At 37.2% G+C, this 18853-nt stretch carries 9 protein-coding genes; 4 read left to right on the top strand and 5 right to left on the bottom strand.

The window, feature by feature from the left end; genetic code table 11:
• Positions 1–31 precede the first annotated feature (31 nt).
• From HWV58_RS21075 to HWV58_RS21065, 3 genes are all read right to left on the bottom strand, one after another.
• Complete coding sequence (locus HWV58_RS21075; protein ID WP_175635988.1) at positions 32–1726, bottom strand: hypothetical protein; 1695 nt, start codon at positions 1724–1726, stop codon at positions 32–34.
• Positions 1727–1824: 98 nt separating this feature from the next.
• The gene (locus HWV58_RS21070) at positions 1825–2274 is read right to left on the bottom strand and encodes a hypothetical protein (protein ID WP_175635987.1); all 450 of its coding nucleotides are present in this window, start codon (positions 2272–2274) and stop codon (positions 1825–1827) included.
• Between the two features lie 97 nt (positions 2275–2371).
• Positions 2372–8242, bottom strand: a complete 5871-nt coding sequence (locus tag HWV58_RS21065; RefSeq protein WP_175635986.1) for an AAA family ATPase — start codon at positions 8240–8242, stop codon at positions 2372–2374.
• 132 nt (positions 8243–8374) lie between these two features.
• Between HWV58_RS21065 and HWV58_RS21060 the strand changes: the two genes are divergently transcribed.
• Entirely contained in the window at positions 8375–10351 is a 1977-nt protein-coding gene (locus HWV58_RS21060; RefSeq protein WP_175635985.1) for a hypothetical protein, read from the top strand.
• Positions 10352–11239: 888 nt separating this feature from the next.
• Here HWV58_RS21060 and HWV58_RS21055 read toward each other — a convergent pair.
• Both HWV58_RS21055 and HWV58_RS21050 read right to left on the bottom strand, forming a co-directional pair.
• Entirely contained in the window at positions 11240–13897 is a 2658-nt protein-coding gene (locus HWV58_RS21055) for a DEAD/DEAH box helicase (protein WP_175635984.1), read from the bottom strand.
• Positions 13887–14831 (bottom strand): Hachiman antiphage defense system protein HamA, encoded by a 945-nt coding sequence (locus HWV58_RS21050; protein WP_175635983.1) that lies wholly within the window; start codon positions 14829–14831, stop codon positions 13887–13889. The genes HWV58_RS21055 and HWV58_RS21050 overlap by 11 nt, the downstream gene beginning before the upstream one ends.
• A gap of 711 nt (positions 14832–15542) precedes the next feature.
• Between HWV58_RS21050 and HWV58_RS21045 the strand changes: the two genes are divergently transcribed.
• The 3 genes from HWV58_RS21045 (at position 15543) to HWV58_RS21035 (ending at position 18682) form a co-directional block, all read left to right on the top strand.
• A complete protein-coding gene (locus tag HWV58_RS21045) occupies positions 15543–15983 on the top strand; it encodes a hypothetical protein (RefSeq protein WP_175635982.1) in 441 nt (146 codons plus the stop codon).
• Positions 15984–15995: 12 nt separating this feature from the next.
• Positions 15996–16523, top strand: a complete 528-nt coding sequence (locus HWV58_RS21040; RefSeq protein WP_175635981.1) for a hypothetical protein — start codon at positions 15996–15998, stop codon at positions 16521–16523.
• A 686-nt stretch (positions 16524–17209) separates the two neighbouring features.
• Positions 17210–18682, top strand: a complete 1473-nt coding sequence (locus HWV58_RS21035; protein WP_175635980.1) for a recombinase family protein — start codon at positions 17210–17212, stop codon at positions 18680–18682.
• The last annotated feature ends 171 nt before the right edge of the window (positions 18683–18853 follow it).

Genomic DNA, 18853 nt, shown 5'->3' with positions numbered 1-18853 from the left:
TCAAGTCGATAAATAGTTAAAAAATATAAGTTTATTCAAATTTTATATCCGCAAGTTCGATCGGAACTCCCCTATTGTTGAACTCCGAGTATCGCTCTAATTCAACAATCTTAATTTCTTTCTTCCAGCGTATTTCGATATTCATAGCAATATACATTAATACAGATTTATTAAGATTAGTGTGATTGCCTTCAGCTTCGACTTCTTGTTTTATCTGTTCATTTGCATTAAGATCTACAACAGATGCCCTGATAAATCCATTCTCATCAATTATCTGTAGGGTGTACTTATCAGTTGCTTCCTGATCAATCTGTTTAAGGATTACTTCGGGTAAATCTTTTTTGCGAAGTATAAAAAATGTAGCATTCATTAAACCTCTATTGTATTTATCAAAAGAAACAATGTCCATCCCTTTATAGCGCTTCGCCGTTAATCCTGGTACTTTGGTGTATGAGATATCATAATTAAGATCAATACCAAAGTTTACGATAATATTTTCAGATGGATCAGCTGGCAATTTATCGATTGCCTTGTAGAGATCTAAACCTCTCACCAAATAAGATTTCGGAGATTTCATATGAAAAGTTTCTGAAATCGCTTTCTGAAAACCCTCAGATACCCTATACGAGAGGAAGCTATCAAAATTCGTGTGATGAACATCTGCATTGTCAGAAAAAGCGCTCTTTTCAGCAACCATCTTCATACCAGACACAAACCAGCTTTTGGTTTCCCCTTGAATATCATTGTTGAAGATTTCAGTATATGGTTTTAACGAAGTCTCGATAACATTCTTACTCGTGTCGAAAAACGCTTGTTTTTTTGCGTCAGATATCGGCTGATTCTGTTCTGTATTTTCAAATTCTTGAATAACACTAGCTTTTAGGTTATCGATGAATGTTGTTGGTTCTATCTTGTCGTGGGACGCGAACCAATCATCATCCATGTATCCCAATCCTACACCTTTCATAAGCTCTCGGTTTCCGAGTATTTCCGACACTAGCTGATTGAAATAATCTAAGTTATCGATCCATAATCTCTTTTCACCTTGTTTCTCCGGAATGTTCGGGTATCTTAAAGGTTCCATAAAACTCAGATGTGGTATTATCGAGTATTGCCTTATAAATAATAGTGCCGCATATCTAGTTATCCAATTTTTCACAACCCCTTCTCCATTGATACCTTCGGCATCTGGAAAATAATACCGGTTATGGATAAACGGAAAGTTGTATTCGTAGGGATCCCTAAATTTAAAATATAGATAAAAAACTTGATCCATCCACAATGGAAGTAAATCATAAGAGTACGGAACACTGGTTGTATAACTGAACATCCTTTTGATAACATCGAATCTTGACCTATAAAGCAACAATCCTCCTAATCCATAATTAAATTCCAAAAATCTATCACGTTCAGCATCTCTTTTAGCAACTTCTTTTCCATTCTCCACTCTAAGAGCTTCACCGTCCCTAACCCTATCTTCCTGAACCCTGGTCAGCTCAGAAATAAAGTGTTGATGGGCAACCCCCCAATATTCCATAAACATATCATCACGCTCATATCTAACGGAAAGCACGAGAGAACGCCACATCCAACTAAATGTAATTTCATTTATTTCTGCTTTCTCATGTTCTCCAAGAAACCATATTCCACCAATACTCCTGTGTTCCAGATAAGTGAAGCGCTCATCCTTTGAAAAAATCAGCTCTTGTATTGTTTTATAGGTCATCTGATAATAAATATCAGGATATAACACGGCTGTTCCGGCTGAAGCAACACGGAAATTCCGAAAATTTTTATAAATGTATTCCGATGCCGTCTTAGCTGCTACAGTATCTTGCTTTTTATCGAAAGGTGTAATATGTCAAATGTTGCCTGAAAGTAAGAATGATCTTCCGTTTCCTTTTTTTGATTGAGGTATTGCAGCACCTGATAAGTAGAATAATAAATAAGCACTTTTTTCACAAACAACAAGAAGATAATAATCAACGTCGTTGTTGAAATAACCATGAGCACTACCAAGATCGGGGCGATAACACCAAAAGTAGTCCACACCGGTATAAATGGAAGATTAAATATTATGTAAAGTAATACAAGAATGAGCGAACTGGTGAGAAATATCCTGAAGGTTGTGTATTCTTTTTCTTTTTTGAAAAGATCTACCACAACCAGGGATGAGTATTTTTCATCTAATCTTGATACCACTTCTAATAGTATTGGATAGGCAACTCCAAGTATTCCGGCAATAAAAGTTATGCAGATTTCGGGAATGTTCATGAGCGAGAATTAGAAAGCTAAAATAAGCTTTTCTATTGGTCACTAGAAATTTTTCTTCGATACTTAGAACATCCCTTATATCGGCTTTAATGACAGTCTATATATTCACTATTTTATAGAGAAATTTGTCTTTTAAACGTTCTCCACTGCGGGGATATTCTTTGTTAAACATAAATTTCTCCTTAACTACGTAACCACGTTTTAAATTTTTGTTCTCGAGAATTCTCGTTAAAACATCGCTTTTGATCTTAATATATTTTCCTGCTGGCAATGCATTATTTACCTTGGATATATCCCGTAACCCATCTACAAAATCACAAATAACTGCCACGGTAGAACCATCTAATTTATACTCCAATCCCTGTATCGATATTTCCAATTGCAACTCATCAGCAAAAATCGGATTAAATAGATTGAACTGGTAAAAGAAACGGTAATACTGCCATAGTGTACCGACGAACTGTCTAATAGGGCTTACCAGAGGGAATATTTGATGATTTTCCATAAAAAAACTATGCTCGCCGTTAATATGTTCCAATCTGTTTGAAAAAAAATTTACACTGATAGTATCCTCGATCACTGAATGCCATCCACCTTGTTTGGAAATCAGTTTCTTATATAGTTGTTCAGGATCTATTTTCGTTAAATCGCTGCCATTGTAAAGAAAAGGAACAATTGTAAGTTGGCATAGGTTTCGACTGTTATAAAACTGCTGTTTCTGGGATATTGCTCCATTGAGGTAGATAAGTTCAAATCCATCATCCAATTTCAGTATTTTTTTTATATCAAGTAGATCACGACTTACTGGGCTTTCATATTCCAACGGAGTAGCGCTGAGTTCCGGCCACCAGGCCGGTTTTTCATTTATAGGTAATAACCAGATCGAAATATCAACCGGAAAAATTTTAACAGTATAATTATAGAACTCGAAGTAATCGATACCCCCGATACTATGCTGTGAATCAATCAGGTTTAAAAAGGTTGATTTAAGAATGTCACCAAATATAGTACATCTACCGATCATGACTTCCCCGGCAACATTGGCATATCGTTGATCGTCATAATGTTGCTTAATTCCGAGCTCCCAGCATTTACTCTTGTACATGTGGTACCATGATTTCCAGAGATCCTGTGAATTATTCTCTTCTATTTCCTTGAAAAAATCTATATACATTCTAGGAATTTCATGTCCGACCATCTTTAAAAATTCATCACGCGAAATATCCGGTTTTGAACTTGATGAAGATAGGATGAGATCCATCCCTAACTTAAGTTTCACTCCTATTCTATCGGCGATCGTCATTGAAAGCAAATCTGTAGCCATACACCTAAGACTTAGAAGTCTGCCCAATTTCGTACCATTCAGATATACAAAGGTTTGCGACTCCTCGTTTTCAAGTGATTTTATAAGAACAATGAGCCCCTGACATGCGATATTTTCTAATTTTATCTTCTCAAGATATTTAAAGAAAAGCTCATGTATACTGCCGTCAGTGTCACTAATCAAAAGATCTGCAATCTGAAAGGCCGACCGTTCTCTTACAATCGGGCTAAGCCATTCCAGCCTGGTCAAAAGAATATCAAAAACAGATATAGTCTTTGGGTTAGCATAAAAATCGGGAACCGGAAGTTCTATATTTGGGAATTGGCTTTTGAGTGCCTCAATGTAATACGCAGTTATATTTTCAGCCTGTTCTAGATCTCCGGTCCTTATAAAAAACTGTACACTTCTAGGTAACGGAACCCCATATTTCTTATTTGTTTTGCCATACTTCGCGCCGGCATTTTGAATACTGAACCGAAAGAATTCGTGTATCCTTTCAGGAAATTCATGACCTACCTCATCCCATCTTTCGGTTGTATCTTCTAATCGTGAAATTATATCCCCGGCCCAGCCATAGCTATTAGCCTGTGCCCAGCAAATAACAGTAAAAGCGAATTCCCTGTCAAAGACTAACGCGTGAGCATACAATTCATCTAAAAGCTCATAGTCTATAAATGATAAATCTTCTTCAATATTTTTCTTGACTTCTTTAAAAATCTCTTCTTCCCGATCCTCCGATTTCCAAATCCAGTATCGGAACCAGTCTTTAATCATCTTTGGTCTTTCATATTTCAGGGTTCTCACATCACCCCCCATGTCAGACAGGTGTTTTTCCAGCATACCAATCCGGATGTTGGACATTTCAGGATTTATCGGTTTTATTTCTTTGACCAGTTCTTCTTGATTGTCTTGTTCTGGTGATGAATAATCTATTTTACCTAAGTGCTCATATACTTTATCCAACACTACATTGGCATGAGCATCATTCAATCTTAATCTTTCTACAGCCGAAATTGATGTTGAACTGATTATAGTCATACCAAGTGAAAATGATACTTTCTCTTTAAAATCCAGTGTATCCAGAATGTCACCAAATACGAGTTCCGAGTCATCGTAATCACGTGATGCAATTTTGGAAACATAAAAATTATAAAGAACCGGGACATCAAAATCACTTAAAAGGCCTGAATAATTATATAACAGAACCCCTGTCGCATCCCCATCGGTAAGAGCCTCTATATGATAAACATATAAAAATATGGCATCCAAAAACTCATTGATCCTTTTCGATCCCGCAGTACCGCAAGCTGCTACACTCTCAAGGATGTCGCCCAATAAAGGATCTTCGTGATGCCCATAGGCGATGATGTTCTCCGCAGCTCTCTGTAGGAGGACTTTTTTGGCAGATTCTAACTTTTTACCTTTAGCAAGCAATGCAAGATTAACCATACGTCCTGATTTTTCGCGGAAATCCGTTATCTCATGTTTGAGCATTTCAAGTTCGGCATCCATAAAAACCTGAAATGCTGCTTCAGAAATTTTTAGTCGATTGCTGGTGAGCGAATTAAAAATACTGTCTTTTTTAAACCATTTATACGACAACAGATATTTAACCTCATCGACGCTTAGTTCAAAAACAAAACCCTTGTTAACATTTGTTACTTTCGAAAGCCAGATTATTTCTACAATCAGTTTTGGAAGAACTGTTCTTGTAAGCTCAAAAATATCGCGGTCTCTAAAAAAATCAAGTTCAGGAAGGGCATCCAGCATTCCCAATAGCTCACGGATATCAATCTCTTTATCCTGTTTGAACAACTGGCTCAATCGCTTCGCTACCATAATTGAGATCTTCATCAGCTCAACATCCCATTTTTTGTTCTTAGCATTCAGCCATGGACCAAATTCTTTCTCTTTTTTCTGGATGGACAACAAAAAAGCATTAAAAAAATTTTCAATATAAGTTTCCCCAGCTTCAATAGACTCTGAAGAGTACGAATTATACTTTTCAGGCAGATTATCAGGGGACGACATTGAAATACTATTATTTATCTCTACTCCGATAAAAACCTTATAAAGCAGGTAAAACGGGTTATCCAGAAATTCGGTCTTGTTTACCTGGTCGGCCCATTCGGTTTTTCCTTTTGTAAGATCATCCGAAATTAATAGAAAAACAACCTGCAATCTTTCAGCCCCATTCAGGCTAAAATTTAAAAGGGATTTCAACCTTGACCTATATCTCCTAGGTTGTTCTAGTAATAGAGAAATGTAAAATTCAAAATAGCCAGTTGAGGAACCGTCTTTACGGAACTTTAAGATAAAATCAAGAATCCCCTTATCATCCCCGTCTGAAAAATGGAGCAACACTTCAATCCAACATCGGATAATATCCTCATAGTCATCTGATCCATGCATAAGATCGTTTATCCGTTCATATGCCTCTTCTGGGATATCTTTGATCCTACCGCGTTCCTTAAGCGCAATAAGCGTTTCTTTCAATTGATAATGGGTATGATCCTGGAAGTCAGGATATGGTATATCAATTTCATTTCTTGACCGGAATGATGTTACCCAAATCTTTGCTAGATTATCCGATAAGTTATAGTAACGGTTGGCAAAATTTGCCCAAAGTACATTAATATATATATTTTTCTGATAATTTCCGGATAAAAAAGATGCCTCGGTCGCTAGCAAAAGTAGGTTTTCAATCTGTTGCTCGTTCCTACATTCAAGATAACTTGTAACAACCCAGTTGGCATCTAATTGCATCAGCGGTACAGGATTACCAAGAAAGTATTCAATTTTAGCTAGCTCAGACCACTTCAGGTCGGCCTGATCTGAATCCGTGAGCCATTGTCTGATTTTTTTATACAAAAGCTTTTTTTGCTCCGATAACTCTGGCTGATTTAGCATAAAAACAGCCAAACTGTTGTGGTAGACAGCGACTCCCTTTAAATCCATCCTCAGAAGGTGTTTAATTGACCGGAAAGCGGCAGAAATACTACTTGGATCGTCCGTAAAATATGAAGCCAGCTCACTTAACTGTTCTTTCTGAACCTTAAAATCCAGGGTGGTAATAGCGAAACAAAAAGTTTTTGACAGATCAGGAAGTTGACGCCAGAGATCCCCGTAGTATAATTTTATGTCTCCCTTGTATGCCGGTATTTCATCAAGATCGAAAGCTGAAATATTACTGCCTCTGTTTTTTATTTCTGAAAGGACGTATCTCAGATGTAACGGATTCCCGCCTGTCAATTTGAAAATACCGGATAAAGATGAATTGACATGTACCGCAGAATGGTTATTTATAAAGAAGTCTGGAAAGGATTTTTTCACTATGTGATCAACGCTTTTTCTGCTCAGTCCTTTAATTTCTTTCCATTCTTTTACAGGACATAAATCAAATACCAGATTAGGGAAACAGTGTGAAGCCATTTCCTGTGTACCAAATACAATCCAAAAGCCTTTCTGTGGATAGAGTATCTCATCGAGAAATTCCCTTAGCGCTTCCTCATCTTTACCTTCTCTTATTACGTGATCCAACCCATCTACGATCAATATAAATGTTTTGTTCAAACGGCTATAATGGGAAGCAATTTTTTCGATAAACTGATGGAGTCCAACTAACTCGGTATTCATAGTCGCCAGCTCTCCTAGAACCTCTTTTTTTTCTTTTTTGAACTCGGCCCTCATCGCCTCCTTTACCCTTTGAAAGTTTAGCCGTTCGCGGGAACTCGAATCCTTTGGATTCAAATGATAATGATGGCGTACTACCGGAGCCCCCTTAGTTGTGAGTGTTTCGTATAACTTAGCAAGATAAGTACTCTTTCCGGCGCCAGGTTTTCCAATAATAACCCGAACCCCACCTTCCAAAGAATGAAGATCTTCTAATAATTTCTCATGGCTTTTAATATCATAGAATTCAAAATCCACGGGAAGCTCAAATCTCTGGTTTAATGCCCTGGGATTATCCCAAGAAAGATATTTTCTTATTTCAGAAAGCGTAATTGATTTGGGGTATTTTTCAGACCCCTGATCGGCTATAAACAGCAGTAGACTGTCGATTCCTGCCTTGGTAACCTTAAGATCAGCAGACAAGCTATCTCTCAAATCACCTTCCAGAAAGTCTTTATTCTTTTCTTCAAAATGAAAGTTAAAATTTTCAAAAAAGTCTTCAAGCAATTTTTCATCTCCGCATTCTTTTAAAAGTGCATTATACTCGTTAGGAAATTTTGATTTGATTTTTGAAGATTTCAATAGCGAAGATTCAAGACATTCCCCGACTTCGGCTGAACATGCTCCGTTAGTAAGCAACATACATTTTTTACCCTTGAACGGGTTTAGCTTCGCATAAGAGCTTATCCACTTTGGTAAGCCCTTTTCTATCAAGTGTCCGAATGTCCAGAAATCTGTTTCAGGATTCTGTTTATACTTTAACTGATAGAAAATATATTCACCCGAACTGAGTTCCACAACGATATCATCCATGGCAAACCCCTTCCCGTTGATCCCATCAGGTAGGTACTGTATTTCAATTCTTTTAAATTTATCCGGATCTGCAAGCCATTCCGCACAGAGACGTAGCACTTGAAGGTCCTCAAATTTATATCCGCTTCTAATAGAGCTGTTAGGATTTTTTCGGATCATTTAGATGAAAGGTAAATCGGGATAATCAAAATATGATTAGCTGCGATGAAGATACCAATATAAATTAGTCCTTCAAAAAGGAGCCGGAAGTGTGAATGTTTTATTAATTTGACTCAATTAATATTGTCCTTTATGAACAGGAATGAAATCTCATTGGAAAACGATTTTGATTTTTATTACAATGCCGTCAACATCCCCAACCAGGACCTGGTATTTGCTACAGTCGAATACTTTGAAACAGGCCCGGGAAAAAACAGTTTTGAACCTTTAGAATTTCTGAACATCCTGTACAAGCAGTTTGGTTTCGTTAAGGACAATATACAGAAGCCACACTCTACCATCACCTATCTTAAAGAGCTTCCCCTTGATAACCGGGAAAAACATACAGTATTCGGTTTTATACTTAAATGGTTTGGTGGTTATCCGATCGAGAACATGGATCCCCAGTTCAATACCACGCTGCGACTCATTGAAAAAGAGTTTTTATCCTTTCAGGACGAAACCCCCGAGAAAAAATTCTGCCAAAAAAACTGGCAAAATTATAAACGTGATAAACAGATTGAATACCTGATCAATGCAAACCTAAAGACTGTAAATTCCGGACTGGAAGACTTGGTGGGCTTGAAAAAGTCTTATCCGGTAGAAATCTTTGAAAAAGCCGATGAGAACTTTCTTTTAAAAGAGATTTTCGATGAAGCTGACACTATCAAGATAGAAGTTGAAACATATAAATCGCTTATAGAGAGACAAGGATATATGGAAATCATAGGACCATCTTTAAAGGCAAAAATATACAACCATATACTGGCTTATACTTTAACTACAAAAGATCTTGGCGTGAAGCGGCAAAGGGATGGTGAATTCATGAGAGTTAACCCGATGGGCTACATCAATACTTTTCTCGAAGGATTCAAAAAAGGAAGAGAATATTTCTCCGAGAATTTCAAGATAACGCCCGAAATAATTTATGGTGGAAATTCATCGGCTTACATTGAGGATCTACATGAACACTATTATCATAGCGAGATTAAAAACTTTGAGAAAGGATGGAGTTTTGTTAAAACTACGTACCCATTAATGTTAAGTCACCAAACCGTAGCAGAATATGGGCATTACTCCGGCATAGTTTCCGAGGTTAATGATCTGATTGCCAAATATCCTATCCTTTTCCGCGATTTCGATAAACACAGTACTGATGATACCCATTTATCCAAAAATGAACCATCAACATTTCCCCTGTCATATTCCTCATCAGATAAACTCTTTGAGGCATTTAACAGTGCCTGGCATTCAATACACGCAGAGTTGTCCGGAAACAGTTTCAAAGCAGAAAAACAGAACGCTGTATATGAAAATTTCGCGAAAGATTTCTTAGAGGATTTTAACCATATCTTACTTAATAACATTCAAAATACAGAAGGACTTACTGCCTTTATAAATGAGGTTTATTACAACAAAATTTTACAGTTGATGCCGATGTTTGCAAAAATTGGAAAATATAGGCTTGGCCAGCTTAATAATGATTACGGGATAGCGGTTAATGATGATATGTTTTTGAAAATCCAAAACGGATATGTTGCGTCTTTGGCCCATTTAGCTGAAAAAATAAGAACAGAAGCAAAAAAACATAAAATCCTTGAACTGAAACACCATTCGGAAATAAAGGACACTGATTTTAATATTTCCGGGGAATATATCCCTCTTCTGAATTGGGATATTGTGAACAAAAAAGCCAGTAAACAGGCACAAAAACAGGGAATTAAAGATATTTTCATTGAAGAGGATTACACAAAATATTTTAACGCATTGACCTTGACAAAACCTCCCCTTTTAACTGAAGATTGGGTATATATCGGAAAGACAAAACACAAAGGAATAGTGGCATCATGGTTTAAACATCTTCAGCATCTCGGTATTATCAAACAAAGAATAAACAGGGAAACGCTTGCCCAGATATTGAATGATACGATTAAAGAGTTTAACCTGGGCGTTAGTGGAAGGACGATCTCAGAATACTCGCCGACTTTTGAAAGGGAGTTTAAAGATCAATTGGAGAAAGTTTGCCCCGTATCCCGCCGAAGGCAATCACCGGCGGATGCGGGCGGATAGTTTTGTATTTATTTGCCGGGTACTAATTACACGGCAATGAAAAAACAGATAAAAAAGACGGACAACAACAATGGAAAATTTCTGTCAGTAACCCTTGCAATTGAAATTATCAAGATTTTAATTAGTCTGGGTGATTTAATTTACAACATATTTTTCTCGGGCTAATCTTAGTCCTCTCCATCGAAAAACAACTACATTTTACTAAGGGTTTTCTAATCTTCAAAAAGTCTGTGGAACTAAAAAAGATCCTGAACAGCATGTTGTATCGAATATACTCTTTCAAAGACCTTACAAATTCCATTATAATTGAGATATCTATATCGGCAAAAGTCGTCTGGCGATTTCGGATCAACCGGTCGCTAAAATGAATACTGGGAATTTTATGTCTTATGGCTTCCTCACTGAACAGATACATATCAGAACGCAACTTTCATCTCTTCTTTATTTCCCGCTCCAAAAGTTTTAACTAATTCACTGATAAAGGAGAAAAACCTTGCTCACAATTCAAACTGTCTAACAGATAGAATGATGCTTAGAAAATCTAAAAAGGGTCATTAAAAGTCAATCTTTTGTCAGCCTCAAGATACTGCTATTGACTATAGCTAACCGGAATATAAGTGAGTCAAATTTTCAAAAGAAAAGTGCTTTGATCCTAAAGATCAAAACCATCAGCTTGCCCCGAAATGGCTCAACAGCAGGAATGCGGAATTAGAGAATACTTTCGCCGAAATACGCACTCTGTTGCGTCACAATTCTATTTTAATGTTTATTAAAAAATTGTAAAATCCAATTATTGGCAAATGCTTAGCCTAAAAGCCAAACATTGTCCGACTAATCATTACTGACAGCTCAGAATAGATGATCAACAACTATTATCAATCATGCCAATTAATATCTTTTTAAAAGGTTCATTCTCTTCAGGTACCTATTGTAAATTGGTTTCAACGGAAGTTCATCATGAGTTGCCATCCATTGAAATACAGTCAAGTTATTGGGATTTTTGATCTTGCTAAATACCCTGAACACCTTTAGTGCAATACTTCTTGAGATTCCAGCTGAAATAAGGCTGATAACTACAGCCTCATTTGTACCCAATTCAAGCATTGTAGGGAGCGCCAGGGAAAACTTATATCTTTCTTTCATCTGTTCGCTCAAACTGGGCTCGATAAGATCATTCAGCAACTTCATGTATTTGATCAGAATATGGGTGATAAGGGTATTGTTACCCTTTATTACCTGATTGATTCGATAATTGACCTGTTTGGGATCAGTGCTATCTATTTTCTTTTCATCGTTAGAATGGCTTTCATAGAATTTTAGGTCTGCATCAATAATCTCTCGAAAAGTTTTATTCTGCAGCCAGCTATAAGCATTCAGACAGAGTTGTCTAGCGGAAGTGGGAAGACCGTATACCCAAAAGGCTTCTGCGGTGAACAAAAATATGCCATTTAGTCGGTCAATAATACTTTCTAACTGTAGATAGAAGCTAAGTTGACGATATTCAAGATCCGCATATTCCTCCAGATATACATTAAAATTTTTATTCTCGCTGGGTGGAGTAATCATCCAAGCTTCAACACCATCTTGGAGAATCCTGTTATAGAGCACGTCCTGAGCCCTTGGATCTATCGAAGGGTTTAGTCTAAGTAAGCTGTAGGGTATACTGAGGCCTGAGGTAGCTTCGGACAATGTTTCAGAGAGTCTTTCAATCGTCCTAGGATCAATATTCCTGGAATTCAGGAACGATTCGAGCCCCTCACTCCCCTGTAGGTATTTTTGGAGAAAGAAAATTGGAGCGCTATTATTTTCCTTATGGTTGAGGTATCCAACTTTTTGTTGAATCTTTCCGATTAAGTCGTCAGCATCTTCGAGTGCAATCTCACTTGCAGGTTTTACAACTTTTTGGGAGGCTCGCTCGTAAAGTTCTGTAGACCACTCTGACTCATCACGTTCAATACAGTAGATTGTACCGTAAAGGGAATTTCTTATCCTACCTGCCCGTCCCATCAGGTTAGAAAAGTCAAATGGTGTTAGTTTTATATTCCGCTTCTCAGCAATTGGAATAAAAAGATTATTGGCAGGAAGGTTTACACCCTGCAGTAAAGTAGTTGTACAGAAAAGATTTGTGATGGCCCCTTCTAGAAAACAATATTCTATCTCTTTTCTTACAATCTCTGGAAGATATCCGTGATGATAAGCTGTTTTTTGTTTAAGACAAGGAATGAGCTCATACATAGGATGTATTTCCTCTTCAACGAATTCTATGAGGTCTTTTAGCGAACCGCTCAGTTCAGGTGGTTGGTTATCCGGTTCCGAAAACTTTCCTGCCCAAATTGTAGTATAATTTCCTTTTGGGCAATAAATTATATTTTGTTCCTCTGGCTTGGCAAAAAGCTTAACTAAGTCCTTTATGCCAACGCCAATATTTGAAAAGCGCTTTTTGAGATCGATCGATATCTCTATCTCGAGACTTCTATAAGACCCTTTTAAACTACTCACTGTAATTTTTAAGCGTTCATTTTCGAGCGGTCTAATAGAGGTCCTGATCTGAAAAACCGGTGATACAGTGGTTACGATTGGTAAGCTTTCTGTTTCAAAAACCTTGACATACAATTGTTCTGGTTTATCGATGTAAGGCCCAGCAGCAACGATCTTGGCTTTTGGAAACAGTGTTGACATTTCTCTGAATACATATTCAAATAATGTTCCTCTACCTTGGGTATCTTCCACATTCTGAATCTCATCCACAAATATGAAGTCAATAGGAAACTCTTTTTCCCATCTAATCTTAAGTAGCCGCAAACAGCGTTCAGGAGTCAAGATGTAGATATTATACGGCGGGTCTTTTTCAACATCCTGAATGAAAACTGTTTTAATGTTAACATCACTCAAAGTAATGTCCTTTCTGAATTCCTCACTTACCTGATTAATCAAAGCTCTCGATGGTACGATGTATACAGCATTGTATTTTTCGAATTTGCCGATCTGTTCTTCAACAAATTTCCTCACCACAAATGATTTACCTGACGAGGTTGGTGCTGAGATTACTAAGTTGTTATTTGCAGATAACTGATCCCAGAGCCCCCGTTGATATCTCGTGGCAACAATCCTTTCCTCACCATTGATCAAAGTATTTTCGGTAAGCTCATTGTTGAGTTCCACAGAAAGCACAGCATCGTAAAAGTTGGATGTGAGCTCCACTGAAAGCTCATCAAACGGCGTTCCGTTGTACCTCAAAAGTCCGGTACCAGTAAGGTTTCCCAACCTTGAAAAAAGTATATAAGCTGCTCGGGCGAAGTCTGTCTTGTCCGGATTATCCAAAAAAACCAGTGAGGAAAGTAATTGTGCCTTGTTACGATGTAGGTCTTTCTCACTGGTGGCAAGAATTGATGTTAGCCAAATTGCCTTTCTTAATTCATCAAAAGAAATCTCTATTCGTTTTAGATTTAAGCGGCTGTGAAAAAACTCATTATAGGTCAACGCGTTTATAACCTTATCTAAAACAGGGTGTTCGTAAATATCCTCTATCAGTTTATTATTTGCCATTTTTAACAGGTTTTACGTATGGCATGTAATGTATTTTTTCGAACATCGCATTTCTGAAATCATTTACCGAGGTGCAGGGTATGATAAAAAAGTCAAGGTAACTTGCGAAAGGTTTTGGATATAGGCTGGATTTACTGGTTATACTTTTTAAATAGGTCTTTTCATGCCCTTTTAGGGCTTTGGAAATCGCAGCTGATAAAGATTTCGAATCCAAAGCTACTTTTTCAAAATTAGCATATTTTGCAGTTGAGTACATCAGTAAAGTTGGATGGACCAACAATTGTTCCTTAAAGGCCTGCTTAGTTGGGGTAAGTCTATCGTAAAGTTCATCGATGTTATTGTGGCCTTGACCGATAAACTCCTGTGCAACAATCAACTCTTGATCTAAAAATGCTGCTCCGCCATTTTCATTATAAAACCGATCAAGCGATTTAAGGGCCTCTTCAAGTGCATGACCGAAAGTTGCCGTGACTTTCGATTCTCCTATAAGGTAGGCTGGGCTTATTTTACCCTGGTGATCATAATTCCCAATGAATATGCCATCCCCACCCTTTACCTGATCATTAAAATTGGAGAGGGATTTAAGCTTGTGGGCAACCATTTTACATCCCAACACACTTTCCACAAGTACAAAAAGTAGAAGCTCACCATATTTCCCATCGGTACTTGGATCTTTACCACCAAAGTACCTACCTGCATTTCTTGCAGCCCAGCCAGGATCTTGTTTGATCTTTTCATCACTGTAAACGAAATGTTCTAGCGCATTATGTAGGGCATCGCAGAGACCGTTGACCAACATTCTTGTACCGGAAGGCCTAATCGTGTATAGCCTAAGGGCCAACTTGTCATTTACGGCAAAATAATGCTGATCGAGTTGTCCCAGAATCTCGGCTCGGTTGATCTTGATATGAGCTGACCAATCTTCAAATGGCATTTAGGTATTGATTTTGAGGTTAATGTAAGATAAATAGTTGAGGTAAATATATGTTTATTTAATGATTTGCCACAATAGGGCATATCTCAGCAAAAGTAGTCTGGCGATTCGGTTTCAAACTGGTCGTAAAAATGAATTCCGGAAATTGTATATTTTATTCCTTTGTTTCTGAACTAATATTTCCTTCAAATGAAAATCCATTTCTTCCCTGTTCCCTCTCCAAAAAACTTAAATTAAATTCGTTAATATAGAGAAAAAACCTCGATTGCAATTCAAATGTTTGATAACTTAAACGAAGCTTAAAAGCTTTAAATAGGCGTTTCATAAGTCAATCTTTCTTTTCAGATTCAAAATACAATCATTGATTATGGCCAACTAGGAAGTTCACGAATCAAATTGTAAAAGAAAAGCGTTATGATCCTAAAGGCAAAAACTACCAGCTTGCCCCGAAAAAGCTCAACAGCATAAATATTGAATTAGCGAGCATATTTGCCGAAATACGTAGTTAATATATTCTATCATTGTTTACCAATACAATACCTTGGTATTTTTCAAAATTAATATTATGAAAATATCACTAAATTTACTTGAAGCGGATCTTCGTAACCGCAAAGTCACCAAATCAGCTATACCATATCCTGACCGAGATACGGCCGCTGGATAGTTTACTTGATGAGGAAATCTTATATTTGTCAAAACAAAACATCAATAATGCCTCAATCAGATACCTTGGTACACTCATCAAAAGAATCCTCTCTTTTTGCATTAGTCAAGAAAAATTTCGAAAGTCATGGATTTTCCATGGACGAAGACGCGCAGGATACAATGGGCATAACTTTGAGGGAAGCTGTCAGCCGTTCAGCGTTATCACCTGATACTGAACCCTTTCATATGAAACATCCTAAAAAAGTTTTTCGAGTGCCTCATCGTACGACTTATTTAACCCTTGGCAGATCAAGCAGAAGAGAAAAAATAAGAAAATTCTATAGACGAAACACAGCAACATTTCATTATAAATTCCCCTCTCCTTTAGAGCGAAGTGTGATTCACCTGACCCGTGAAATTATGGAATACCAATCTGGTCCTGTGATCACCTCATTGGACATTAGTGCAGCATTAAGCCGTCTATGTCCTATATGGCCATTCTGTTAGTAAATGGGAAACATGAAAGAAAAATCGTTTGACTATGCCAATGAGGCACTTAAGCTGATCCTCACCCTTGCCACAGGAGTGCTGGCTTTTACGCTGACCTTCATGAAGGATATGATTGGTGAGGAACCAATCCAATACTCGTTTTGTCTTTATCTGAGCTGGTTTTTGATGGTGTCATGCATTGCTTTCTGCCTATGGGGAATATTTGCCATTATCGGAACTGCAAATAATATCGGGGCAAATGCCACCAGCAGCACCGATAGTGTATACAGTAAAAACATTACCTTTCCAGCCGTAAGTGCAATTATGCTCTTTGTCCTTGGAATGGTTTTCATGATTATTTTTACGCTAAGGAATTTTCCTACCAACGGTAGGCCCGCCCAGAAAAAAATTGAATCCAAAACCATCGCGACTTGCTGTCGGGATACCGTTGAGGTTGTTGTTCAATTAAATAATACAGCTAAAAAGGCTAAAATTATACGCCCACACGCCCGTACAAAAAAATGTAAGCCGAAATTACAAAGAGATTCAATGCGATGATACTCAGTTTGTTTGTTGACAGGGATTATTATATAAATTAGGTCGGATACGGCGCCCCCCTCAAATAGCATAAGTTTTTACATAAAAGTGACTTAGAAAATCTTCAATATTTACTTCGCCAATTCTGCAGTATGTTTCAAATCTTCAATAAAAAAGTCATTAACTATCTTGCTGATAGCACTCAGTTGTTTCTTAATAGATGAATGTTCTAAAAATCTCCCCTACCATGAGGCGGAAATGTTTTTAGAACACCAAAATTCTACTTCTTCTTAACATTTTCAACCTCTTCCTCCAACTTATTACCTCCAGAAAGCCTTAAAGGTGTTCAAAGAATTCATCATTCCCTTTAATGAAAGGAAACTAAATAAATGTCCTTAAATAGAATTCATAGTAGTTACGCAAGTACTACTGTCAACATTTTGAATTATCTATCGAACCTTGATTAAAAATCAAGGTTATGAACTATTACAAGATTACAGAGAAAAGATCGATGACACCAGAAAAAATGGTAAAAATCCTCAGTAACCATAGCATAGTAGTTAGTATAGATAGAGCTCAAAAGATCTTGGAACTGATCTATAAATTAAGTAATTTATCTATGAAAGAAACACTTAGTCAATTGCCGGAGCGTTATACTAAGGACAAAAGAAAAGGATTCAAAAGACATTCCAGAAAAAGATTAGATCATGAAAATAGCTGATTTATATTTAAGGGTGAGCACTGATGAGCAGGCAGAAAAAGGGTATTCTTTGAGAAGTCAGCAGGATGTTCTGACCAAATACTGCGAGTTAAACACCATAAAAATTAGAAAAATAGTTGTCGAAGACTACTCCGCTAAAACTTTCAATAGGCCTGAATGGAAAAAGCTGGTGATTGACCTCAAAAAGCATAAAGGTAAAACAGATCTTCTGTTGTTCACAAAATGGGATCGATTCAGCAGAAATACGAGCGACGCATACCAAACAATTGCTATGCTTAATAAGTTGGGAATTGACCCCCAAGCAATAGAACAGCCTTTAGATTTAAATGTCCCGGAAAATAAAATGATGCTAGCCGTTTATCTTACTACTCCAGAAATTGAGAATGACAGAAGAGGGTTAAATACGAAAGCAGGCATTAGACAAGCAAAAAAAGAAGGAAGATGGACAGGCAAAGCCCCGCTTGGATATACTAATAAGACTGCGGAAAACGGAAAGAAATATATTGCTATCAAGCAACCCGAAGCGTCAATAATGAAATGGATTTTCGACCAATTGTCAGAGGGAACCTATTCTGGGGAACAAATATTATTCTCTGCACGAGAAAAAGGCCTCAACTGCAGTAAGAACAATTTCTACACCATCATCAGAAATCCAATTTACTGTGGAAAGGTTTTCGTCCCTAAATACAAGAATGAAGATGCATTTTTAGCAAAGGGGTTACATGAAGCATTGATTACAGAAACCATGTTCTTTAATATTCAAGAAATCCTAAATGGCAGGAAGAAAATTCTTGGTCAGCCTATAGCCACGCGCGAAGAACTTCTATTAAGAGGATTTCTAAAATGCCCTAACTGCGAAAAGTCTCTAAGTGGTAGCGCTTCGAAGGGAAGAAATAAGTACCACACCTACTATCATTGCTCTTCATCTTGTGGCATTAGGTTCAAATCCGAAATAGTGAATGAAGCTTTCGCTACAGAATTGATGGAATACCTACCGCGTAATGGATTTGATGAAATATTCGTAGAAACAATTTCTGATGCCTACACAAACCAAGTAGGCTCTATTCTTGATGAGCGTAAAACATACTCCGGTCAAATAAGGGCGCTCAACCAGAAAATAGAAAGAGCAAGGGATTTGCTTTTGGATAACGAAATTGAAGCGACAGATTTCAGAGCGATAAAAATTGAGTGCAATGAAAAAATATCGATTGTCGAATCTAAATTAAATGACCTAAATACCAAAAATAAAGAAGTTTTGAGTATAAGACCAATAGCAGAGCGGGCTATTAATAATTTAAAGCAATTAGATCTTTTTTATGAAAATTCTAGTGTAGAAGGGAAGAGATACTTGATAAGTACCCTTTTTATTGAAAAATTGGTATATGATGGAGACCGTTTTCGAACCACTTTAGTCAATGAAACCGCCCAACATAGGATCAAGCGGAAAAGTTGGGGGTGATGGAATAATTTGTTTCTTTTGTATCTTATAGCAATTACAAATTCCCTTGAATCAGGCCGAACAAACCCTTATCAGTTTTTTATTACCAGAAGGCATTCTGGATTATTTCGAAATACTCAAAGTCGAAAAAGAGCCAAAAGAGCTTCAGATCTATCTTGAAGAAAAGAATAT

The organism is Pedobacter ghigonis, from assembly GCF_903166585.1.
In the GTDB taxonomy this organism is placed as follows: domain Bacteria; phylum Bacteroidota; class Bacteroidia; order Sphingobacteriales; family Sphingobacteriaceae; genus Pedobacter; species Pedobacter ghigonis.
The sequence above is the reverse complement of the archived record's forward strand: the minus strand, read 5'-3'. Positions and strand labels throughout refer to the sequence as shown.